Origin of the sequence: Paenibacillus sp. GCM10027627, from assembly GCF_042675505.1 — a bacterium.
Taxonomy (GTDB): domain Bacteria; phylum Bacillota; class Bacilli; order Paenibacillales; family Paenibacillaceae; genus Pristimantibacillus.
On sequence record NZ_JBHTHB010000001.1, the window covers coordinates 553,546 to 575,157 of the forward strand.

Below are 21,612 nucleotides of genomic sequence, written 5' to 3' on the forward strand. Positions count from 1 at the left end.
ATAAAGATATAATACTTAATTATTTTGGCAGAGGGGCACGCAGCAATGAAAAAATTCGATATTCGCAAAATACGGGTTCGCAAGGTCAATGTTGACGAGATTGACGACCGTATGCTACTTATAAATTTGTACGCCACCCAAGCTCTTACTCTTATTATCGGTATCATATGGGTATTATTTCAGCGTCAAAATATTTTGCATCTATTCGCCATTCCGGACAATCTTCAGTTTCTATGGTGGGGGGCCGGATTCGCGGCGGCGGTCATTGTCGTTGACCTGGTCATCTCCCGCTTCGTACCGGAAGAAGCGGCTGATGACGGCGGCGTTAATGAACGCATTTTCAGGAACAGGCCGATATGGCATATCGCCGCTTTGTCTCTTGTTGTCGCCGTTTGCGAAGAGCTGCTGTTCCGGGGAGCCATTCAGCACGCTATCGGCCCTTATTGGACAAGTATTATTTTTGCAGCGATCCATGTCAGGTACTTAAAGCACTGGATACCGACAGGCCTTGTGTTTTCTATCAGCTACGGGCTTGGCTGGATTTATGAACAAAGCGGCACCATCTGGGCACCGATAATCGCCCATTTTGTGATCGATTTGGTAATGGGCTTGATCATTCGTTTTAGGAGGGAGCCATGAGCAGAAAAGACAGACACAGCCGTTCCTCGAAAAAGATAGAAACAGAAAAGGTAGGTGAATTTACGAGCTTGACGGAGGAAGGGGAAACGAATCAACTGCCTCCGCGGCGCAAAAAGTTTCCTTCCAGCCTTAACAAAGTGCATAAATGGTATTACAATCTGTTGTTTATTTTGTTTGTTTGCCTAGTTGTTTTCTTGTTTTGGTACGGAAATAAATTCAGTTCATGAGCCGAATTGTTCCAGGATCGATAAATGTATAACCTTCGGTCTCTATATTGTCCATCAACGTATCCAAGGCATCCGCGGTCCATTGCAATTCATGCATCAAAATGTTAGCGCCGGGATGAAGCTGATCCATTACATTTTGGATAACAACCTCCGGTTTGTTTTTGGCTGAGGCATCCCAGTCCAAAGAACCGTTAGACCACGTCATGTACAACATGCCGTGGTTTTTTGCTGCCGCTTTGACTGTATCGTTTCCCTCGCCATACGGCGGCCGGAAAAAGACGGGCTCGGAACCGATCAGCGATTTTACCGATTGCTGAACTTTGCCGATTTGCGATTCAACCGTCGCTTCATCTTCTTTTTTCAGGTTGATATGATCAAAGGAATGGTTGCCGATCATTTGTCCTCTTTCATGAATTAGCTTCAGCAATTCCGGATTTTGCTCCACCCGATAGCCGTTCACGAAAAAAATCGCTTTTGCTTTATGCTTGTCAAGCGTATCCAGAAGGCTGCGAATCGTTTTTTCATCTTTGGGGCCGTCATCAAACGTCAATAGGACCGCCTTTTCCGGCACCCGTTCGTTTAACGGCACAAACCGAAACGCTTTGTTCATTTCATACAGCGGCTCCGCTGCTTTTTCCGTTTCAGCAGTTGGTGGCGGAGAAGATTTTGCGGAAGAAGGCGTATTGGAAGGGATGCTGACAGGAGCAGTTTCCGTTTGGGCCGGTACGACGGCTGCAGGCGCTGCGGCCTGCTCGACGGCGGCATTCCCGCATCCAGATAGCTGCAAAACGAGAGCCAGTGCGAAAAATGCGGCATACCATTTTTTGTTCATGGGAAGAGCCTCCGTTTCCTTTTGCCTAGTTTATGCCAGTTCAAGCTCGACAACATTGTACCATATTGCGACATAAATCGAGGGTGGCGATTTCCTGTATTTATATAGGATGGCGGACCCGCCGCGAGGCACACTAAAGACGGAAGCAAGAAGCATGAAAAAGAGGTGTTAACAAAGATGAGGTTAAGCGGTCTTTTGTTCGGCGGTTTGCTTGGAGCCGCGGCTACACTGTATATTTCCCACAAACGGCCTGGTGCAGTAGTTTGGGCTTCCGGGGCGCTTTCAGAGATGTGCTCGTCGATGGCGGGCAAAGCGATGACGAAGATGATCCATGGCGATTGGAAAAGGGAGGCGGCGAAAGCAGCCCCAAAGCCTTCAGACGGTACCGCCGCAGGTTCCGAAGCCGCTAAGGCGCAAATTGAGGCGATTTTGGAATCCGACCCTTCCCTACAAGCGGAAGTCAGTAAAATTAAAGCGGAATCGTCTTCTCTTTCTCATTAAGCCAAACCGTAAGCCAAAATTGTCCGTTCCAAAAAAAGAGTCGGTCATCGTTCTTTCTAATCAGAAAGGCGATGACCGATTCTTTTTTTCGTTGGAGATTAGTGCATTCGCGCTGCAGACATGATAAAGTAAAGGCATAGCTGGTATGAGTCCATTTTATTCACATTGATGCAATAGATTCATACTCTATTACGACAGATGCTGCAAAGGAGGATCCTATCATGAAAATCGAACGGATTAGCGGGGACAAGATACGGATTTTCCTGACGTTCGACGATTTGTTGGAGCGTGGGATCCATAAAGACGATATGTGGCGCGAGCCGCCTAAGCTTCATGAGCTGTTTCTGGAAATGATGGAACAGGCTTATACAGAGCTTGGTTTTGACGCCAGCGGTCCGCTCGCGGTCGAGGTGCTGGCTATGCCTGCACAGGGAATGGTAATTAACATCACGCGCGGCAGACGCAATCATGCGGCGGATGACCGTTCGAGAGAAGATGACGACATGGATGACGACATATACGATATGGAAGTGACGATGGAGCAAAGCGACGTTGTCATGTATGCATTTCGCGATTTTGAGGATGTCATATCTGCGGCAGGCCAGTTGCAATCATCCGGAATGACGGAAAGCGGCAAGCTTTATTCGTATAACGGAAAGTGGATATTGGCGCTGGAACCTTCACAGATTGATTCTTCCAAGCACCAAGCCGTAATTGCCCTGCTTGCTGAATACGGAGAGGCAACTTCGGTCACGTATGCAATGCTGGAGGAATATGGCAAAGTGATTATGGCTGAATCCGCTGTTAAGGAAATCTGCAGTCATTTCCGTTTTTAGTCCCAACAAAATTGCAAATGACATCGCTTGGCCGAGTTTGCCTTGTGATGTTCTTTTTTTGTTAGTGAGAGTGCTAAAGAGGGCATGGAATAGCTATTGCGCGTAGAGTTCATATTAGTGGTAGACAATGGAGAAAAGACAGGACGGGTGACCTTATGAGTGATGTACTGCACGCAACACAGGTTGTAATTGAACAAGCCCTTCGCAGACTTGGATATAACGATGATATGATTGAGCTGCTTAAAGAGCCGATGAGGCTGCTAACCGTTCGTATTCCGGTACGGATGGATGACGGAACAACTCAGGTGTTTACGGGATACCGTTCCCAGCATAACGACGCCGTTGGCCCGACAAAAGGCGGTGTGCGGTTCCATCCTGGCGTATCGGAGAAGGAAGTTAAAGCTTTGTCCATTTGGATGAGCCTAAAATGCGGAATCGCCGATCTTCCGTACGGAGGAGGGAAAGGCGGCATTATTTGCGACCCTCGCAAAATGTCGTTCCGGGAGCTTGAGCGCCTTAGCCGCGGTTATGTGCGGGCGATCAGCCAATTGGTCGGCCCGACGAAAGATATTCCAGCGCCGGATGTCATGACGAACTCGCAAATTATGGCTTGGATGATGGACGAGTATAGCCGGATTCGCGAATTTGACTCCCCTGGTTTTATTACGGGCAAGCCTATCGTGCTTGGCGGGTCCAAAGGCCGGGAAACCGCAACTGCGCGCGGCGTTGTTATTATGATTCAGGAAGCGCTCCGTATAAAAGGCATACCGCTTGAAGGCGCGAGAATCGTCATTCAAGGTTTCGGCAATGCGGGAAGCTATCTTGCCAAATTTATGTATGAAGCAGGAGCGCGGGTCATTGGCATTTCCGATGTGAACGGAGCATTGTATAATAAAGATGGTTTAGATATTCCGCATTTGCTGGATCGCCGCGATTCTTTCGGCAATGTAACCAATTTGTTCCCGACGACCATTTCCAATGAAGATCTGCTGGAATTGGATTGCGATGTGCTCGTGCCGGCCGCAATCGAGAATCAAATTACGGAACAAAATGCTTCAAAGCTGAAGGCTTCTATCATCGTGGAGGCGGCAAACGGGCCAACGACGCTGGAAGCGACTCGTATCGTGTCCGAACGCGGCATTCTTCTTATTCCTGATGTGCTTGCAAGCGCTGGAGGCGTTATCGTTTCCTATTTCGAATGGGTTCAAAACAATCAGGGTTATTATTGGGATGAAGACGAAATTGACGGCAAGCTCAAATCAATGATGATAAGGGGCTTCGAGAACGTTTACGACATTCATCAGACCCGCAAAGTCGACATGCGGCTTGCCGCTTATATGGCAGGCGTGCGCAAGATGGCGGAAGCTGTCAGATTCCGCGGGTGGGTGTAAGAAAGCAGGGGGAAAATGCTTTTATTTTCCGTTTTAACGGCAGCGGTGGCGCCTGGCTTGTCGCTCCTAATCTATTTATATTTAAGGGACAGGTACGAAGCCGAGCCGATTCATATGGTGCTGCGTCTATTTGTCCTTGGCATATTAATCGTTGTACCGATTATGGTTCTTCAGCGCGGGCTGCAGCTTTGGCTTGGAGAAGACCCGTTTGTATCCGCGTTTATCCATTCAGCCGGCATTGAAGAACTGGTCAAATGGTTTGTGCTTTATCATGTTATTTACAATCATATGGAATTCGACGAGCCCTATGACGGCATCGTTTATGCAGCTTCCATTTCTCTTGGCTTTGCCACTTTGGAAAATGTTCTGTATGCCATCTATTCGCCGTCCTCATTCGGGACGCTTGTGCTAAGAGCATTGCTTCCGGTATCCGGTCACGCCTTGTTTGGCGTCATGATGGGCTATTATATGGGCAAAGCGAAGTTTTCGTCCGGTTCCAGAAAAAAATACTTGATCATTTCGTTGCTCCTGCCGTTTGCGCTGCATGGGCTGTACGACTGGATTATTCTTGCGACAAAACATGACTGGATGTGGTTTATCGTTCCGTTTATGGCGGCTCTGTGGATGTGGGGCCTTCGCAAGATGAGCAGCGCGAACGCCAAGTCCCCCTTCCGTTTCATGAGCAGGGAGGACGAGGTTAAGCTGTAAAAAAACGGTCTATACTGTCCCTATAAGGAATTGTAGGGGGTACGTATGGAAGCGGCTCGAATCAAAGTGACAATTCGCTGCAACGTATGCGGTGAAAAGTTTGTTTTAAGAGGTCGAAGGGACAAAGATTTTATCGACACGGGATTTAAGCAATGCATCTGCAATAATAGCAACGATCTGGATATTGAAGAACATCCCGTATGAACATGCATAAAGCTCCTTTCGAAAATCCAAACTAATTTCAGGTTTGGTATAAGAAAGGAGCTTTTTGTATGTACCGGAGACTCAGCTCGATTATGTTCCCTATTGTGACCATTGTGCTAATCGGCGCAATTTATTGGGGTTATCAAGAGCATCAAGAAAAAAATTCAATTTTGATCAAAGCGGAAAACCAGTATCAGCGCTCCTTCCACGATTTGACCCTACATGTGGAGAAGCTTCATGAACAGCTTGGCAATACGCTTGCCGTCAATTCAGCTTCTAGCGGCTTTCACCGAAAAGGGTTAGTGAACGCATGGCGCCTAACCAGCGAAGCGCAAAACGAAATCAGCCAATTGCCGCTCAGCTATTTGCCGTTTTCGGAAGCGGAAAACTTTTTATCCCATATCTCCAATTTTGCATACAAAACTGCGGTAAGGGATTTGACGAAGCAGCCGCTAACGGGCGAGGAATTCAAAACGCTTCAGACGCTGTATGAGAAATCAGACGAAATTGCGAAAGACCTCCATAAAATGCAGCAAGACGTGCTTAGCAATCAGCTGCGCTGGATGGACGTCGAACTCGCGATTGCTGCGGATCAAGCTCAGGCCCAAAGCCCCAATGCCATTGTAGACGGACTTCGATCGGTAGACAAAAAAGTCGGCTCGTATCCCGAATTGAACTGGGGGCCTTCCGTCAGCAGCATGTATCAAAAACGGACGATCAAAATGCTGGGCGGCGAGATCGTCAATGCGGAAGGGATTCAAAAGAAAGCGGCGGAGTTTTTGAAGGTGGATCCTTCGCATGTTAAAGTAACGGAAAATGCAAAAGGAACGGAATATGCTTCTTTTTCCACGGTTGTATCGGACGGAAAAGGATTTCGGGACGTACAGCTCGATTTTACGCAAAAAGGCGGGCAGCTCGTTTCGTTCTTCAATCCAAGGGAGCTCGGAGAGAAAAAAATAACGTTCGAAGCTGCAAAAGATGCTGCAGACCGCTTTTTGGATGAACACGGCTTTAAAGATATGCGGGCAATCAGCTACGATTCCTACAACAATTCAGGCACCTTTACGTACGTAGGAACACAAAATGGAGTGCTGATCTACCCGGAGAAGATGACGGTAAAGGTCGCCTTGGACAATGGCGAGGCCGTTGGCTTGCAAGCCGCAGATTACGTGTACGAGCATCATAAAAGGGATCTTCCGAGTCCCATTATGACAACGGCCGAAGCTAAAAAGGCGATTAATCTCGGCATGAAAATTACGAAGGAGCAGCTTGCTTTAATTGACAGCGAGCAAGGCGAGGAAGTGCTCTGCTACGAATATACGGGGGCAATTAACGGCTCTGTATACCGGATTTATATAAATGCGGAAACGGGCATTGAAGAAACGATTGAAGAAGTAAGCTCCGAAGACAAAGAAGCTGCCGCAAAATAAGGGTTTTTTAGGGAAAGTTCGATATAGCTCCCCTCCATTCGACATGCTATAATGTCTGGTATATGGGAGGGGAGCTATTTTGTTGCCAAAGGTCAATCATATGCTATTTTTTCAAATCGCTTCTTCCGACGAGGTGGAAGCGGCGATTGAATACAGAGCTAGAATCGCCGACGAGGAAGAGGGAGCCTTGCTGGTGGAATACCCGATAAGCGAAAGGACAGGCCGCCCGAAGAGGCTTTTTTTAGGCGATGAGCTGGCGGTTTATTTTGTAGCCGGAGACGGAGTCAAACATTATTTCGATTCGCATGTTATCGGCTTTAAAGAGGATGGAGTCCGCCTCGTCAAAATTATGAAGCCCGATCCCGAGCATATGACCAAAGTGCAACGCAGAAGCTTCCTGCGCGTGCCGGCTGAGCTTGAGCTTGCCGTTAAGATGTCAAGCCACGAGCGGTTTGTGTGTTTGACAGACGATGTCGGCGGCGGCGGAATTTCATTTATTTGCGAAGGAAAATGGCCGCTTCAAAGCGAGCAACTGCTGGATTGCTGGCTGCTCGTGCCTTACAAAAATGGCTCAATTGAGCATGTTCCGTTTCAAGCGGAAGTGGTAAGGGTCAATTTGCTTGATACCGGGCGCAAGCAAGTTATGATCAAATTTGCCAGCATCAGCGATTCCGATCGTGGGAAAATTATCCGTTTCTGCTTTGAAAAACAGTTGGAATACCGTAACAGGTAAAAGATGTATAATAATCGTCCAATACGGAAAGCTATCCTCTAAAGAAAGGGGAGTTTTTTATGTTTGGGCGGATGCGGCGATACAAGTTTCCCCAGCGAAAGCGGGATTTTTTAAGGCTTGCGGACAATTTGAGCAAAGCATTGCTAAAAACCGTTTTCGTATTGCTTGTTCTCGTATTATTGATGCAGATGGCGTTGCAAAACGACTTTATTAGGAGCAACTTGGCAAGCGCGGATCGGTGGGAGGGAACTCGCCTGAACTAGCGCTTCTCTTTTGCATCCGAGGGCGTTCTGTGGTATAATTTTCACGTTCGCAGGCAATGCCTGCTTTTTCTTTGAAATGAAAGCAGTTGTTCATTTTTGGGGAAGAGAGGCCGCCTTGATTTAAAGGGGGTTGACTGTACGTGGCATTGCAAGAAGGTGACAGCGACCGAATCAATATCGCGATTGACGGGCCGGCAGGCGCCGGAAAAAGCACGGTTGCAAGAATGGTCGCCGGACAATTGGGGTACGTATACATCGATACTGGCGCGATGTATAGAGCTGTAACGCTTAGCGCTCAGCGCTTATCGATTACGGCCGAGCAAGAAGTGGAGCTGGCGGGAATGCTTCGCTCCATGAAGATCGAATTGGAACCCGGTGAAACGGGCCAGGCCATTTATGTAAATGGCGAAGATGTAACGGATTTGATCCGGTCTAGAGAAGTGACGCGCAGTGTATCTTATTTCGCAGCAAGCGCTATCGTTCGTGAAGTGTTGAGCTCCATGCAACGGGAGCTGGCGGCCCGCAAGGGCGTCGTCATGGACGGAAGGGACATTGGCTCGCATGTGCTGCCGGATGCGGAGCTTAAAGTATTTTTGACGGCTTCGGTTCAAGTTCGGGCGGCCAGAAGGTTTCAGGAGCTTACCGGCGATAATGTCATATCGCTTGCGCAGCTGGAGAAGGAAATTGCCGAACGCGACCGCTTGGACGAGCAACGGGACATTTCTCCGCTGATTCGCGCTGTAGATGCTATCGAAATGGATAGCAGCGACATGACCATTGAAGAGGTCGTCGGCGCAATCGTAAATTTAAGTCGAACCAAATTGGCGGAGGCGAAGTAAACTATGTCATACGTCATATTCCGGTTTCTGCTTAGAGTCCTTTATAGGTTGCTGTTCCGCTTGGAGGCGAGGGGTGTCCATCATATACCTGCCGAAGGGCCCGTTATTTTGGCCTCGAATCATATCAGCAATTTCGATCCACCGACCATCGGCGTTTTAGTTCCTCGCAAAGTGCATTTTATGGCCAAGGAGGAGCTGTTCAAAATCCCGGTGCTTGGAATGCTTATCCGCTCTTTCGGAGCTTTCCCGGTCAAACGGGGAGGAGTAAGCAAAGATGCAATCAAATCCGCCATCACGCTGCTTAAATCCGGCGAGGTGATGGGCATATTCCCGGAAGGGTCGCGCAGCAATGCGGGAGCCGCCAAAAAGGGTGCGGCTATGATCGCATTTAGAAGCGGCGCAACGATTGTTCCCGTGGCGATCGTCGGCAGCTACAAGCTTTTCCGTAAAACGCTCGTATGTTACGGGGAACCGATTATTCTTTCTGAAATTATCGATGAATCATCGCCAGATGTGCTGGAGCAAGTGACCGAGATCGTGATGTCTCGCATTAACGAGCTTGCGGCAAAGCAATACTAAATGTTGTTTTAAATGCCGTGCGGCCAAGTGGCCAATCGGGTTTAAATAAAGTTGGGGTAAGAACTGAGGAGGTTATTTCAATGTCAGAAGAGATCAATGTGCAAGAAAACGTGGCGGAGGAAGTAAGCCAAGACGCTATGGATAATTTCGTTTCTTTGAAGAAAGGCGACTCCGTTAAAGGTACAATCGTCAAAATCGAAGATAACCAAGCTTACGTAAGCCTTGGATATAAATATGACGGTGTCATTCCGCTTCGCGAGCTATCTTCCGTTCAGCTTGAGAACGCTTCGGATGCGGTTCAAGTTGGTCAAGAAGTAGAATTAAAAGTTGTCAGCATCGACGACAACAAAGAAAGCCTTGTTCTTTCGAAACGTCTTGTTGACGGCGCAAAAGCTTGGGAAGAGCTTCAAGCCCGCTTTGAAAGCGGCGAAGTGTTCGAAGTTGCGGTTGCAGACGTTGTTAAAGGCGGTCTTGTAGCGGACGTTGGCGTTCGCGGCTTCATTCCGGCTTCGATGGTAGAGCGTCATTTCGTAGAAGATTTCAGCAACTACAAAGGCCGCACTCTTCGCGTTAAAGTGAAAGAGCTTGACCTTGAAAACAAAAAAGTGATTCTTTCCCAAAAAGAAGTTTTGGATGCTGAATTTGAGCAAAGCAAACAGCAAGTAATGGCTTCGCTGCAAGCTGGTCAAGAGCTGGAAGGAACGGTTCAACGCTTGACTCCATTTGGAGCTTTTGTTGATATCGGCGGCGTAGACGGTCTCGTTCACGTATCCGAATTGTCCTGGCAGCATGTCGCTCATCCTAAGGATGTTGTATCCGAAGGTCAAGCGGTTCGCGTAAAAGTACTTAAAGTTGATCCGGCAATCGGCAAAATCAGCCTGAGTATCAAAGCGGCTCAGCCTGGTCCTTGGGATTCCGCAGCTGGCAGCTTCAACATTGGCGATGTTGTAACAGGTACTGTTCGCCGCATCGTTACTTTCGGAGCTTTTATCGAAATCGCTCCGGGCGTAGAAGGACTTGTTCACATTTCCCAAATCGCTCATCGTCATATCGCTACTCCTCATGAAGTATTGAAGGAAGGCCAAGAAGTTCAAGCTAAAGTTTTGGACTTCAACGCGGCTGAAAAGCGTGTATCCTTGAGCATTAAGGAAACAGAAGAAGCTCCAGAGAAGCCAGAACCGGCTCAAAGATCGGAGCGTGCTCCTCGCGCGCCAAAAATCGAAGAAATCAACAATCCGAACGTAAGCTTGAACAGCTCCAGCATGAGCTATTCCCTAGCTGAGCGTTTTGGCGACAAACTTAGCAAATTGAAATAAGCTATTTTTTAATAAGGCTATTCCTGCAACCTGGTTGCGGGAATAGCCTTTTTTTGTTGGCGCATAATAGGAAATACACGAGGTGAGAAGAGATGAATGCTGGTTATTTGACTGCCCTATTGTTTCTGGTTGCATTTATATTGCTTGGAACGGGATGGAAGCCTTTGCTTGCCCCGTCAATTAGCGGGGGTTATGCTTACGGGTTGCTTGGAGCGATCGGAGTAGCCCTCTTTTTGCCGATTTGGCTTACTCCTTTTGGCGCCTTTGCGGATATTCGGCTGCATGTCTCCGTATGTCTGCTGCTTGCTATCACTTTATATTCTTGGGTTGCGGAACAGAGCGGCAATCGGGGGTATGTGCTCATCTGCGCATTACTGATTGGAATCGTCTGGGGCTGCGCCAGAAGCCTGTATGCCCAAGAGTCGATGTTTTATTGGCTAAACCCGGACTTTGACGCTCCGCTTTTGGCTGGGCTGTTATGCGGAGCTTTTGTTTCAGATTTGAAGCAGCAAATGATTTTGTCCGCATGGGGCGCGGCATTAGGAAAAGGGGTTCAAGTTTTTTTTCGCGATGATCATTTCCAGCTGTCGTTTGGCACGATGTATGACTGGGATGGCATTGCTTTGGCGATGGTTGCCGCATGTTCTCTTACAGTTACGCTTAAAATACTGCGCCAGTTGAAAAGCAAGCTGGAAGCGGCATGGTTTCAATTAAAAGGGGGAAAGCAGCCGTGATCGCATCGTTTTTAAAGGAGAATCATACTTTAGTCGGCGTTGTACTAGGGATGTTATTTGGCGTGATATCCCGTTTCCTCATGTTAAAAACGGATTACCGCCAATATCCGACATATCCTCATGGCCGCATCATTCATGTTTCGTTAGGCGTTATAGCCGCCGCGCTAGGCGCTGTTGCTATCCCGGCATTAGTAAAAAAAGACTATACGGCGATTACGTTTCTTACCCTCGCGGCGCAGCAGTTTCGGGATGTGCGAAAAATGGAAAGGGAAACCCTTACAAAAATCGACAGTCTTGAATTGGTCAGCAGGGGAGCTACTTACATAGAAGGAATTGCGATGGTGTTTGAAGGGCGCAACTATTTGGTTATTATGTCGGCGCTGCTGACCAGTCTTTTTGCCATCCTTTTAAATGTATGGTATGGAATTGGCGCAGGCGTTCTCAGTCTTGCTATTGTAGAGTGGCTGAAATCCGGAAAATCGATTTCGCATATTGCCGAGGTGGAGCCGGCGGAAGTTAAAATCGATGGGCCAGACCTGTTTGTGTCGGACATCTATATCATGAACGTGGGCCTTAAATCCAATCAGGACATTATCGCCAAACGAGGAATGGGATATATTTTAAAACCGACCAACCCTAACAGTAAAGTGACGCTCAGCAATTTGGGGCAGCGCCAGGCGATTTTATACGATTTGGCTACCATTTTGGGCGTGTACCGCGACGATGGCGAACCCGCGTTAATTCCGATGGCCAAACTGGATATGAACGACGGAAGGCTTGCTGTTTTTTTGCTGCCGCAAGAGATGGATCAAGAAAAAGGTAAACAGGTTATATTAAGGGTGCCGATTTTGGAATCGGCCGTAAGGATGCCTACCGAAGCTCCTGTCAACCAGAAAGGAGCGAATTAAGATGGCGACGATTGTAGCCGTTGTCTCCATCCACCCGGACGAAGTAACGGGCGGAGCACCCATTTTTATTGCAAAAAATGAAACCAAGCTGGAGGAAATTTCATTCCTGCTGGAGAAAATAATGGATGCCAGCGCACATGATCTAAAGAATGGCACGATTGTTATTGTAAGCCATCATTAATATGAAAAGTTAGCCAAGATCGCTCTTTTTTGCTATGATGGGTAACGTGATCATTTTTGAAGGAGTGAAAAACCAACTATGGCAAGACCCGTTATCGCCATTGTCGGTCGTCCGAACGTGGGGAAGTCTACCATTTTTAATCGGGTAATCGGCGATCGGCTGGCAATCGTTGAAGATAAACCGGGAGTGACCCGCGACCGTTTATACGGTACAGGGGAATGGAACGGAAAGCCATTTAGCATTATCGATACTGGCGGTATTGAGATCGATGGCGAAGATGAAATTATGAAATCAGTCCGCATGCAGGCGGAGCTCGCAGTAGAAGAGGCGGATGTCATTATTTTTATGGTTGACGCCAAAACAGGTTTAACCCATGCCGATGACGAAGTGGCGCAAATGCTGTTCCGCTCGCGCAAGCCCGTCGTTGTGGCCGTAAACAAAGTCGACAATGAAAACCGTATGGATGAGGTTTACGAGTTTTACGGCCTCGGCTTTGGTCAGCCGATCGCGATATCCGGCTCGCATGGCCTTGGCATCGGCGATCTGCTCGACGCGACTACTGTTTTGCTGCCGGAAATCGAGGATGACGGCTACGATGATGATGTCATTCGCGTTGCTTTGATTGGCCGTCCAAATGTCGGCAAGTCTTCTCTTGTGAATGCACTGCTTGGAGAGGACCGCGTCATTGTAAGCAATGTGGCCGGTACGACGCGCGACGCAATCGATACTCCGTTTGAGCATGATGGACAGCGGTATGTTTTGATTGACACAGCCGGCATGAGAAAACGGGGCAAAGTGTACGAGTCAACGGAGAAATACAGCGTTATGCGCGCCATGAAGGCGATTGAACGAGCTGATGTTGTACTTGTGCTTATTAACGGCGAGGAAGGCATTATCGAGCAGGATAAACATATTGCAGGCTACGCGCATGAAGCGGGCAAAGCGTCCATATTTGTCGTTAATAAATGGGATGTCGTGGACAAGGACGATAAAACGATGGCCCACTTTACGGCTAAAATTCGCGACCATTTCTTGTTTATGACGTATGCGCCTGTCGCCTATTTGTCCGCACTTACGAAGCAGCGGCTGCATAAGCTGCTGCCGGTCGTCAATCATGTATCGGAACAACATTCGATGCGCATTCAGACGCATCTGCTTAACGATGTCATTTCGGATGCGGTAGCGATTAATCCGCCGCCTTCGGACAAAGGAAAACGTCTACGCATCAACTATGTAACTCAGGTTGCGACCAAGCCGCCTACGATCGTATGTTTCGTTAACGATCCGGACCTTATGCACTTCTCGTATGAGCGGTATTTGGAAAACAAAATTCGCGCGGCGTTTGACTTCGAGGGCACGCCACTTCGAATCTTTACAAGGCGCAAATCCGACGAGGACTAGGGGAGAGGAAGTTTGTTGCTGGATATAGTCGCGGTTGCGCTCAGTTATTTAATCGGATCCATTTCATTTAGCATTGTTATTGCCAAATGGGTAAAAGGAATCGATATCAGACAGCATGGAAGCGGCAATGCGGGAGCGACCAACACGCTGCGCGTTCTCGGAAAAGGGCCCGCATTATTCGTCTTTTTATTGGATATTGCCAAAGGGGTTGGGGCTATCTATTTGGGTCATGCGATTAGTGACAACGAATGGATCCCTGTCCTCTGCGGACTTGCCGCGATTATTGGCCACAACTGGCCCGTCTGGTTTAAATTCAAGGGAGGCAAAGGAATTGCGACAACGGTTGGCGTTATTGCCACGTTGGCGTTTTTCCCGGCGCTGACCGCAGGCATTGTTGCCGTTGTCGCTATTGCGGCAACGAGATACGTTTCACTCGGATCGCTTGTATTTGCGGCGCTAACCCCGGTCTTTATTATTCTTTTTCAATTTTCCGTTCCGCTGCTCGTTGGTTCGTTAGTCCTATGCGCTTTTGCATTTATCCGGCATAGATCTAATATTGTAAAGCTGATGCAAGGGACGGAGAATAAGCTCGGCGCCAAGAAGGGAGCGTAAAGATTGATGACAAAATTGGAAGCGGAATTGCAGCGCCGCGCAGCAGTGCTAGTTGCTGGAAGCTGGGGCACCGCGCTTGCGTCGGTGCTGGCCGACAACGGATTTTTGGTACATATGTGGACCAGAAGCGCTGCGCAGGCTGAAGAAATCAATACAACGCGGCAAAACAGCCGATTTTTGCCAGGCAACAAACTATCGGAGCGGATTATCGCAACGACGGATATGGAGCAGGCATTAAGCGGGGCTGAACTTGCATTGTTCGTTGCTCCGTCGGGCGCTATGCGTGAGGTGGCCAAAGCGGCAGCGCCTTATATTGCGGCTGATACGCTATGCGTGCATGCCACAAAAGGGTTTGAAGCGGAAACTCTGAAGCGGATGTCTTTGGTGCTTGCCGAGGAATTGAACCGTCCGCAATCCTCTATAGCTGTATTGTCTGGTCCAAGCCATGCGGAAGAAGTCATTCAGAAGCAGCCAACAACGGTTGTTGTCGCTTCGGAAGATAAGGCCGCGGCGGAGAAAGCGCAGGACGCCCTTATTAACGGTTCGTTCCGGGTATATACGAATCGTGACGTTGTCGGAGCCGAAGTAGCGGGCGCTATCAAAAATATTATTGCGCTTGGCGCCGGATTAAACGACGGACTCGGTTTTGGCGATAACGCCAAAGCGGCGCTTCTAACGCGCGGCCTTGCCGAAATTGGCCGACTTGGAGCCGCTATGGGCGCAAGCCCTATGACTTTTGCCGGTTTGTCCGGGGTCGGTGACCTCGTCGCAACTTGTACAAGCAAGCACAGCCGTAATTGGAGAGCGGGATATATGCTCGCCGACGGCACTCCGCTTCAGGAAGTGCTGGACAAAATGGGAATGGTCGTGGAAGGCGTGAGAACGACGCAGGCGGCATACGAGCTTGCAGGCCGATTCGATGTCGAGATGCCGATCACGACTCAACTATACGAGGTATTGTTTAAGGGGAAAACCCCTAAAGAAGCTGTCGAGGATTTGATGGGAAGACTCAAAACGCATGAAATTGAGCCTGTTGGCTAACGATATGCGCCTACACCAAAGGGAACCGCTCCTCATATGATGCTAGAAGCTCAGACTTGAGGAGGGTGAACATAGTGTCAAAGGGCTTACCCAAAGACGTACTAGGCGCAATCAACAAAAAAACGGGCAAAAACATTTCCGAAAATGCCGTCAAAAAGTTGGCGAGCGGAGTGGATGCCAGTACCCTGCAAAATGAAGCGGAGCTTCGTAAGCTGATCAAGCAGGTGTCGGATATGGCGAAGATTAAAGTGCCGGACTCGACTGTCAATGATATCGTAAAAGCGGTTAAAGCGAGCGGGATGAATCAGTCGAGCTTAGAAACGCTGGTCAAAATGATGATTAAACGATAAAAGGAATCGGCAAAAGCTAGCGAGGCTTCGAAAGAAGCGCGTCTAAAGACGCAATCGCGATTCGCTTTTGTCCTTTTTTTTGCCTAGTGCTATAATGGTTGAGAACTTATTTTGATACAGATTAGGAGAATGGAACTGCGATGGACGCAATGACGAAGATGTGGATTTCTTTTCTCGGCATTGGCTTAATGGCGATTGCTGCGTTTCTGATTACGTTTGCCCGGTTAAAAACAAAAGGCATTGTCAAGTTTATTCTTTCTTTTATTGCCTTTGTATTATTGGTTTTTGGTTTCATATACGGATTTTTCTCCATTTTATAGCGACTTCTACATAAGAAAGAAAAGGGGAACGATGGTCAAATGATTGAGCTGACAGGAAGAACAAAAACAGAAATCGTAGAAGCGGAAGGCGGCCTAACGCTGCTGGATCACGCCATTAAACATAAAATCGATTTCAGTTTCTCTTGTACAAGAGGTACATGCGCTCGCTGCCGTTGCCTGGTGACGGAGGGTGCGGAGTTTTTGGAAGAGATCACCGATGAAGAGTGGGACAGGCTTGAACCGGAAGAATTTGAGGAAGGCTACAGGCTTGGCTGCCAGGCTGTCGTCAAAGAAGGTGCAGGTCGTATCGCAGCGGTGAACAAGACTTATTTTTAATGTTAAAGGAAGTGCCGGCATGTTGAGGGATGAAAGAAGCATTCATGGGGCTCTGGCGGTTATTATAAATTCAGCGGGTCAAGCGGGCTGGGTGCTCGGCGGCAGTTCCGGCCTTATGCTTCGAGGATTGGCTTTAGACATCCCGCCGCGCGATATCGATTTGTATTGCGACGATCAAGAAGCGGAGGCGATTCATCGTTCCCTTAGCGGCTATGCGACGGATGAGCCTGTCATAAGCGAAACGGATATTTATCGTTCAAGGCTGAGCCATTATTCCATTGGCGGCGTATCCGTCGAATTGGTCGGCGGATTTCAGGTGGCTGCCTCGGGATGCTTTTATAAGGTAGAGGTAAAAAAGGTTTTGATTCCTTACGGCGAACAAATGGCCATTCAAGCCTGCGACGGACAGGACGGGCTGCGGATGAGAGTGGTGCCGCTCGCCCATGAGCTTTGGTTTAATGCGCTAAGAGGCAGAGAGGATCGGGTGGAGCTTGTTGCCGGAGCTATGGCGCATGATCCAGCCTCGCATGCCGAAGCGCTGGCTGCCATCGAACAAGGCAATGAGTTTAGCCTGGAAATGAAAGAGAGTGTACATCGGCGGCTTAAGCATTTGAAGGAAGGTGTGCGGATTGGACGCTGAAGTTGTCTTTTGGCCGGGGGGCCGCTCCGCCAGAGTAAGAAAGGGAACGACGGTTTTGGACGCCGCAAGGCGTGCGGGAGTTTCCATCCAGACGCGTTGCGGCGGAAAGGCCGCGTGTTATATGTGCAAAGTGACGGTAAAGCCTGGAAGCGAGCTTCTGCCTATGGGAGATGAGGAGCGCCGCAAGCTTGCCGGTCAAGAGGAAAAAGGCATTCGGCTGTCCTGCCAGACAAGGGTGTCCGGCAAGGTGGAGGTCGAACTGCCGCCAGATCCGCTCCGAGCCGCAGTTGCGAAAGCTCTTGCGAAGCAAAAGGAGCAGGATGAAGGGCTTTGGTAAAGAAATGGAGGATTGGATCACGCAATGATGACCCTTTTAAAATCGGGAGCATTCACAGGGAGATCGGCTAGACCCGCTGTTTTTGCACTCGTTGCCGTTATGCTGCTTACGCTTACGGGCTGCTTATATCCAAAAGATAAGTTGATGGACGTTCCGCCCAAAGAAGCGGTGCGCAATGTACAAGCGGCGATTGATCAATATTTTGCCGAAAAAAGCTTGCTGCCAATTGTAAACAGCTCTCAGGAAGTTTCGAAGTATGAGAAATACAAAATCAATTTTCAGAAGCTGACCTCAACAGGTTATTTGAGCTCAATTCCGACGGCTGCGTTTGAAAACGGCGGAAATTATTATTTTATTATAATTGATGAAGAGACGGATCCGCGCGTTAAGCTGATGGATATCGTCACCTTTCAAAAAATAAACGACATTCAAAATTGGGTTAAGCTGCATATGGCTGAGGGCGGCGCGCTGCCGAAAAAAGAAGCGATGTATCCCGGATTTTATGCTGTTGACTATGAGGCGATGAACAAAAAGGCGCCCGTTATCAAAAGCGTCTATTCCGGAGGAACTCTGTCCGCTCTTGTAGACGATAAGGGTCAGGTTTATACCGACTATGGTCTCGACATTATGCAATTGATTCAAAAAAACGGCACGGCGGAGCTTGAAAAGGATGCGGATCTCAGAGCATTGCTTGTCGATTCCGCAGACTTCGTTCCGGTGAAAGCGCCCGAGTATCGTCTTGTGGACGGAGAACCGGTTGCGATAGCCGCAAAATAACGATTATCCAAAATCCTTTCCTAAACACAGGAGAGGATTTTTTTATTTTTGTGCGCTGTCCGCGTCATAGAGAAGGGCTTTCTTTCATATATTTCAATCTTGGAAGGGAAGCTTAGAAAATCGGTAGAAAAAAAGTTTTCCTAGAGGGAACCGTCATAATTGGACAGTCTGAACATAAGATGTTACTAGTCCAAAAAGCATGTACGAGTTGCGTCGCTGGCCTGCCCTTTTGTCCGGTGGATGGCGGCGAACCGGAAATCAATTGGGAGGGGATATTCAGTGGAGAAAGTAGATATTTTCAAGGACATAGCCGAACGTACCGGCGGGGATATTTACCTCGGAGTCGTTGGAGCGGTCCGGACGGGCAAATCGACGTTTATTAAACGGTTTATGGAGACGGTCGTACTTCCTAATATCGCAAACGAGGCGGATCGCATTAGAGCTGTCGATGAATTGCCTCAAAGCGCCGCTGGCAAAACGATTATGACAACCGAGCCCAAGTTTGTGCCGAACCAAGCCGTTCAGCTTAAAGTAGCCGAGGGACTTGATGTGAACGTCAGACTGGTGGATTGCGTTGGCTATGCCGTCGAAGGCGCTAAAGGCTATGAGGATGAAAACGGCCCGCGTATGATTACGACGCCATGGTTTGACGACCCGATCCCGTTCCAGGAAGCGGCGGAGATTGGGACGAGAAAAGTGATACAAGAGCATTCCACGCTTGGCGTCGTCGTGACGACGGACGGAACGATCGCAGAAATTCCGAGAAGCTCCTATGTCGTTGCGGAAGAGAGAGTCATTGATGAGCTGAAAGAGGTTGGCAAACCTTTTGTGCTAGTCATCAACTCAACGCGGCCCAAAAGCGATGAGGCGCAGCAGCTGAGAAGCGAGCTGCAAGCGAAATACGATATTCCGGTTATGACGCTCAGCGTTGCGACGATGGGCGAAGAAGAGGTTATGTCGGTGCTGCGCGAGGTGCTCTACGAGTTCCCTGTGCATGAAGTCAACGTTAACCTTCCGAGCTGGGTCATGGTTCTGAACGACAACCACTGGCTGCGCAACAACTATGAAAACTCGGTGCGCGATACCGTTAAGGATATCCGCCGTTTAAGAGACGTGGAGCGGGTTGTCGCCCAGTTTATGGACTACGACTTTATTGCGAGAGCCGGCCTTAGCGGCATGAACATGGGGCAAGGCGTAGCGGAAATTGATCTGTACGCTCCCGACGAGCTGTATGACCGCATCTTAATGGAAGTGGTCGGCGTTGAAATTAGAGGCAAAGACCATTTGCTTCAGCTCATGCAGGAGTTTTCTCATGCGAAGCGAGAATACGACCGCTTTGCGGAGGCGCTCGAAATGGTCAAGACGACGGGCTACGGTATAGCGGCTCCTTCACTGGCCGAGATGGCTCTAGACGAGCCGGAGCTCATACGCCAAGGCTCCAGATTCGGCGTGCGGTTAAAGGCGACAGCGCCTTCTATCCATATGATTCGCGTCGACGTAGAATCCGAGTTTGCTCCGATTATCGGAACGGAGAAACAAAGCGAGGAACTGGTTCGTTACTTGATGCAAGATTTTGAAAACGATCCTATTAAAATTTGGGAGTCCGACATTTTCGGCCGTTCGCTCCATTCCATCGTTAGAGAGGGCATCCAAGGAAAAATCGCCATGATGCCGGACAATGCGCGCTATAAGCTGCAAGAAACGCTTGGCCGCATCATTAACGAAGGTTCGGGCGGTCTCATCGCTATCATTTTGTAACCGAATCCTGAATCCCGAAAAAGGCTGCCAGGGAGGCGCGCTTGCGTCTTCCGTGTCAGTCTTTTCTTATTGTACGCCGTCTCATCCACCGTTTTACCCCAATGCTATTATGAAAATTCCCTACTTTTGCCAATGTTGAGCAGGAATGCACTTGAAATTGCCATTCCGCTGTATTACTATAGGTTTGTTCGGTCAAAAGGTATATATTTGAAGTTTTCGGTAAATAAGAGGGATAAGAGGAATTGCAAAGCAAATGTTTAAGGAGGTGAAATCATGAATAAAACCGATCTGATCGCAAAGGTGGCTGAATTGACGGAGCTGTCCAAAAAGGACGCAACAAAAGCGGTAGACGCCGTTTTTGAAGCAATCTCCGATGCGCTGCAAAGCGGCGACAAGGTACAGTTGGTAGGCTTCGGCAACTTTGAGGTTCGCGAGCGTCAAGCACGCAAGGGCCGCAACCCGCAAACGGGCGAGGAGATTGATATTGCCGCTAGCAAGATGCCAGCATTCAAACCGGGCAAATCTCTTAAGGACCTAGTATCCAATTAACGTATATGCATCAGCGAAACGCTCGAACGTATTTTGGTTTGAGCGTTTTTGTATGTAATGGGGACGATCGGGGAGAGGTCATTGCACAAACGTGCGACTTCCACTATAATTCACATGGATGGCTTGGAACGACAAATGCGGAGGGATCACCATGGAGCCTACGGTTGGCGATTATATTGTAGTGAAAGCGAAGGACCAAGGCGTGCAAGTTATCGGCTTGACCCGCGGTCAAGACACCCGGTTTCATCATACGGAAAAGTTGGACAAAAACGAAGTATTGATCTGCCAGTTTACGGATCACACCTCTGCTATTAAGATTAGAGGCAAAGCGATTGTCATGACGAAATACGGTACGGTGGAGACAGATCAATAAGGCTTTACGCAAAGCAGGCGCAGCCTGCTTTTTGTTGTTTTTTCAGGCCGAAGTAAATAAGGACAACATTCGAATAATCAAACTTTCCCGCTCGTACAATGATGTAGAGCCTAAAGACGGTATGAGTCGAGTTTGGAATGACCAGACTTAATTTTAGGACCGTTATTCTATAAACGGACGGGAGAGTGTTTTGAATGCGCTTTGGCAGGACGGTTGCAATCGCTTGTTCGATGACGCTGGCCATTATGCTGGTCTTTTTGGGAGTAATGAAGGCGATAGGCGAGCGGGAGCCAACTGGCAAGGAAATAACCGTATTTCGGAATGAGCCGATATCTCATTTGACCAGCGGAAATATCGTTGACGTTTTGAGCGTCGTTTCGCTGCATGAACGGCTTGGCCGGGCAGAATGGAGGGGCTCTGTCCTAGCGGTGGATTTGCTGGTCATGGCGGACAAGGGACGGCCGGAAGCTTGGTTTCAAGACATAGAGACGCTGATTGGCGTTTCGTTCCGTCAGCTAGACAATGTGAAACGGCTGCTCATCCATATTGTTGAAAACGGCGAGTCGGAACAAAAGTTGATGGCGGCAGTCGATATAAGAAGCACAGATGAATGGCTTGCGGAGAGCGGGAAGGAGCCGCGCATCGCAAATCCCGTGCACGACAACCTGTGGAGAGAAAGGCTTAGGCTGAGCTTTACTACGGCGTGGATCAATCGGTTTGGCCCTCCGGAGGGCTACTCGGCGCAATCGACGACGGGCATGTGAGAAAGCGCTGCAAGGATGTTGCGAAATGGTGAA

30 protein-coding genes are annotated in these 21,612 nt (G+C 48.8%); 29 read left to right on the forward strand and 1 reads right to left on the reverse strand.

The window, feature by feature from the left end:
• Positions 1–45 precede the first annotated feature (45 nt).
• Both ACFQZE_RS02555 and ACFQZE_RS02560 read left to right on the forward strand, forming a co-directional pair.
• Entirely contained in the window at positions 46–639 is a 594-nt protein-coding gene (locus tag ACFQZE_RS02555; RefSeq protein WP_379353337.1) for a CPBP family intramembrane glutamic endopeptidase, read from the forward strand.
• Positions 636–866, forward strand: a complete 231-nt coding sequence (locus tag ACFQZE_RS02560; protein ID WP_379353339.1) for a hypothetical protein — start codon at positions 636–638, stop codon at positions 864–866. Before ACFQZE_RS02555 ends, ACFQZE_RS02560 begins: the two co-directional genes overlap by 4 nt.
• On the opposite strand, the gene ACFQZE_RS02565 is transcribed toward ACFQZE_RS02560, so the two are convergent.
• Positions 856–1,698: a polysaccharide deacetylase family protein gene (locus tag ACFQZE_RS02565; protein WP_379353341.1), complete on the reverse strand. Its 843-nt coding sequence runs from the start codon at positions 1,696–1,698 to the stop codon at positions 856–858. The genes ACFQZE_RS02560 and ACFQZE_RS02565 overlap by 11 nt on opposite strands.
• 177 nt (positions 1,699–1,875) lie before the next feature.
• On the opposite strand from ACFQZE_RS02565, the gene ACFQZE_RS02570 reads away from it, so the two are divergent.
• The 27 genes from ACFQZE_RS02570 (at position 1,876) to ACFQZE_RS02700 (ending at position 21,579) form a co-directional block, all read left to right on the forward strand.
• Positions 1,876–2,199, forward strand: coding sequence for a hypothetical protein (locus ACFQZE_RS02570; RefSeq protein ID WP_379353343.1), 324 nt, complete (start codon positions 1,876–1,878; stop codon positions 2,197–2,199).
• 221 nt (positions 2,200–2,420) lie between these two features.
• Positions 2,421–3,035 carry a genetic competence negative regulator gene (locus ACFQZE_RS02575; protein WP_379353345.1) on the forward strand — a complete coding sequence of 205 codons (615 nt, stop codon included), beginning with the start codon at positions 2,421–2,423 and terminating at the stop codon, positions 3,033–3,035.
• Positions 3,036–3,190: 155 nt separating this feature from the next.
• Positions 3,191–4,426: a Glu/Leu/Phe/Val family dehydrogenase gene (locus ACFQZE_RS02580; protein WP_379353347.1), complete on the forward strand. Its 1,236-nt coding sequence runs from the start codon at positions 3,191–3,193 to the stop codon at positions 4,424–4,426.
• A gap of 15 nt (positions 4,427–4,441) precedes the next feature.
• Positions 4,442–5,134 carry a glutamic-type intramembrane protease PrsW gene (gene prsW, locus ACFQZE_RS02585; RefSeq protein WP_379353349.1) on the forward strand — a complete coding sequence of 231 codons (693 nt, stop codon included), beginning with the start codon at positions 4,442–4,444 and terminating at the stop codon, positions 5,132–5,134.
• A 45-nt stretch (positions 5,135–5,179) separates the two neighbouring features.
• Positions 5,180–5,338 (forward strand): hypothetical protein, encoded by a 159-nt coding sequence (locus ACFQZE_RS02590; protein ID WP_379353351.1) that lies wholly within the window; start codon positions 5,180–5,182, stop codon positions 5,336–5,338.
• Positions 5,339–5,406: 68 nt separating this feature from the next.
• A complete protein-coding gene (ypeB, locus tag ACFQZE_RS02595; RefSeq protein ID WP_379353353.1) occupies positions 5,407–6,768 on the forward strand; it encodes a germination protein YpeB in 1,362 nt (453 codons plus the stop codon).
• 79 nt (positions 6,769–6,847) lie between these two features.
• The gene (locus ACFQZE_RS02600; protein ID WP_379353355.1) at positions 6,848–7,501 is read left to right on the forward strand and encodes a flagellar brake protein; all 654 of its coding nucleotides are present in this window, start codon (positions 6,848–6,850) and stop codon (positions 7,499–7,501) included.
• A gap of 59 nt (positions 7,502–7,560) precedes the next feature.
• On the forward strand, positions 7,561–7,764 hold the full coding sequence (locus ACFQZE_RS02605) for a hypothetical protein (protein WP_379353357.1): 204 nt from the start codon (positions 7,561–7,563) through the stop codon (positions 7,762–7,764).
• Positions 7,765–7,898: 134 nt separating this feature from the next.
• On the forward strand, positions 7,899–8,603 hold the full coding sequence (gene cmk / locus ACFQZE_RS02610; protein WP_379355471.1) for a (d)CMP kinase: 705 nt from the start codon (positions 7,899–7,901) through the stop codon (positions 8,601–8,603).
• 3 nt (positions 8,604–8,606) lie between these two features.
• Positions 8,607–9,182: a lysophospholipid acyltransferase family protein gene (locus ACFQZE_RS02615; RefSeq protein WP_379353359.1), complete on the forward strand. Its 576-nt coding sequence runs from the start codon at positions 8,607–8,609 to the stop codon at positions 9,180–9,182.
• Between the two features lie 80 nt (positions 9,183–9,262).
• Entirely contained in the window at positions 9,263–10,498 is a 1,236-nt protein-coding gene (rpsA, locus tag ACFQZE_RS02620) for a 30S ribosomal protein S1 (RefSeq protein ID WP_379353361.1), read from the forward strand.
• 92 nt (positions 10,499–10,590) lie between these two features.
• The gene (locus tag ACFQZE_RS02625) at positions 10,591–11,232 is read left to right on the forward strand and encodes a YphA family membrane protein (RefSeq protein WP_379353363.1); all 642 of its coding nucleotides are present in this window, start codon (positions 10,591–10,593) and stop codon (positions 11,230–11,232) included.
• A 50-nt stretch (positions 11,233–11,282) separates the two neighbouring features.
• Positions 11,283–12,140 (forward strand): YIEGIA family protein, encoded by an 858-nt coding sequence (locus ACFQZE_RS02630; protein WP_379355473.1) that lies wholly within the window; start codon positions 11,283–11,285, stop codon positions 12,138–12,140.
• A 1-nt stretch (position 12,141) separates the two neighbouring features.
• Positions 12,142–12,321, forward strand: a complete 180-nt coding sequence (locus tag ACFQZE_RS02635; protein ID WP_379353365.1) for a capping complex subunit for YIEGIA — start codon at positions 12,142–12,144, stop codon at positions 12,319–12,321.
• Between the two features lie 78 nt (positions 12,322–12,399).
• A complete protein-coding gene (gene der / locus ACFQZE_RS02640; protein ID WP_379353367.1) occupies positions 12,400–13,722 on the forward strand; it encodes a ribosome biogenesis GTPase Der in 1,323 nt (440 codons plus the stop codon).
• Between the two features lie 12 nt (positions 13,723–13,734).
• Positions 13,735–14,334, forward strand: a complete 600-nt coding sequence (gene plsY, locus ACFQZE_RS02645; RefSeq protein ID WP_379353369.1) for a glycerol-3-phosphate 1-O-acyltransferase PlsY — start codon at positions 13,735–13,737, stop codon at positions 14,332–14,334.
• Positions 14,335–14,340: 6 nt separating this feature from the next.
• Entirely contained in the window at positions 14,341–15,375 is a 1,035-nt protein-coding gene (locus ACFQZE_RS02650) for an NAD(P)H-dependent glycerol-3-phosphate dehydrogenase (RefSeq protein ID WP_379353371.1), read from the forward strand.
• Positions 15,376–15,449: 74 nt separating this feature from the next.
• The gene (locus tag ACFQZE_RS02655; RefSeq protein ID WP_379353373.1) at positions 15,450–15,725 is read left to right on the forward strand and encodes a stage VI sporulation protein F; all 276 of its coding nucleotides are present in this window, start codon (positions 15,450–15,452) and stop codon (positions 15,723–15,725) included.
• Between the two features lie 140 nt (positions 15,726–15,865).
• Positions 15,866–16,045, forward strand: a complete 180-nt coding sequence (locus tag ACFQZE_RS02660; RefSeq protein ID WP_379353375.1) for a DUF2768 family protein — start codon at positions 15,866–15,868, stop codon at positions 16,043–16,045.
• Between the two features lie 39 nt (positions 16,046–16,084).
• Complete coding sequence (locus ACFQZE_RS02665) at positions 16,085–16,381, forward strand: 2Fe-2S iron-sulfur cluster-binding protein (protein WP_379353377.1); 297 nt, start codon at positions 16,085–16,087, stop codon at positions 16,379–16,381.
• A 19-nt stretch (positions 16,382–16,400) separates the two neighbouring features.
• Positions 16,401–17,021 carry a nucleotidyltransferase family protein gene (locus ACFQZE_RS02670; RefSeq protein WP_379353379.1) on the forward strand — a complete coding sequence of 207 codons (621 nt, stop codon included), beginning with the start codon at positions 16,401–16,403 and terminating at the stop codon, positions 17,019–17,021.
• Positions 17,011–17,358, forward strand: coding sequence for a 2Fe-2S iron-sulfur cluster-binding protein (locus ACFQZE_RS02675; RefSeq protein WP_379353381.1), 348 nt, complete (start codon positions 17,011–17,013; stop codon positions 17,356–17,358). Before ACFQZE_RS02670 ends, ACFQZE_RS02675 begins: the two co-directional genes overlap by 11 nt.
• Positions 17,359–17,382: 24 nt before the next feature.
• Positions 17,383–18,135: a DUF3939 domain-containing protein gene (locus ACFQZE_RS02680; RefSeq protein ID WP_379353383.1), complete on the forward strand. Its 753-nt coding sequence runs from the start codon at positions 17,383–17,385 to the stop codon at positions 18,133–18,135.
• A gap of 279 nt (positions 18,136–18,414) precedes the next feature.
• Positions 18,415–19,893, forward strand: coding sequence for a stage IV sporulation protein A (gene spoIVA, locus ACFQZE_RS02685; protein ID WP_379353385.1), 1,479 nt, complete (start codon positions 18,415–18,417; stop codon positions 19,891–19,893).
• 273 nt (positions 19,894–20,166) lie between these two features.
• Entirely contained in the window at positions 20,167–20,442 is a 276-nt protein-coding gene (locus ACFQZE_RS02690) for an HU family DNA-binding protein (RefSeq protein WP_379353387.1), read from the forward strand.
• Positions 20,443–20,593: 151 nt separating this feature from the next.
• Positions 20,594–20,815 carry a trp RNA-binding attenuation protein MtrB gene (gene mtrB, locus ACFQZE_RS02695; protein WP_116044760.1) on the forward strand — a complete coding sequence of 74 codons (222 nt, stop codon included), beginning with the start codon at positions 20,594–20,596 and terminating at the stop codon, positions 20,813–20,815.
• Positions 20,816–21,009: 194 nt separating this feature from the next.
• Complete coding sequence (locus tag ACFQZE_RS02700) at positions 21,010–21,579, forward strand: hypothetical protein (protein WP_379353390.1); 570 nt, start codon at positions 21,010–21,012, stop codon at positions 21,577–21,579.
• The last annotated feature ends 33 nt before the right edge of the window (positions 21,580–21,612 follow it).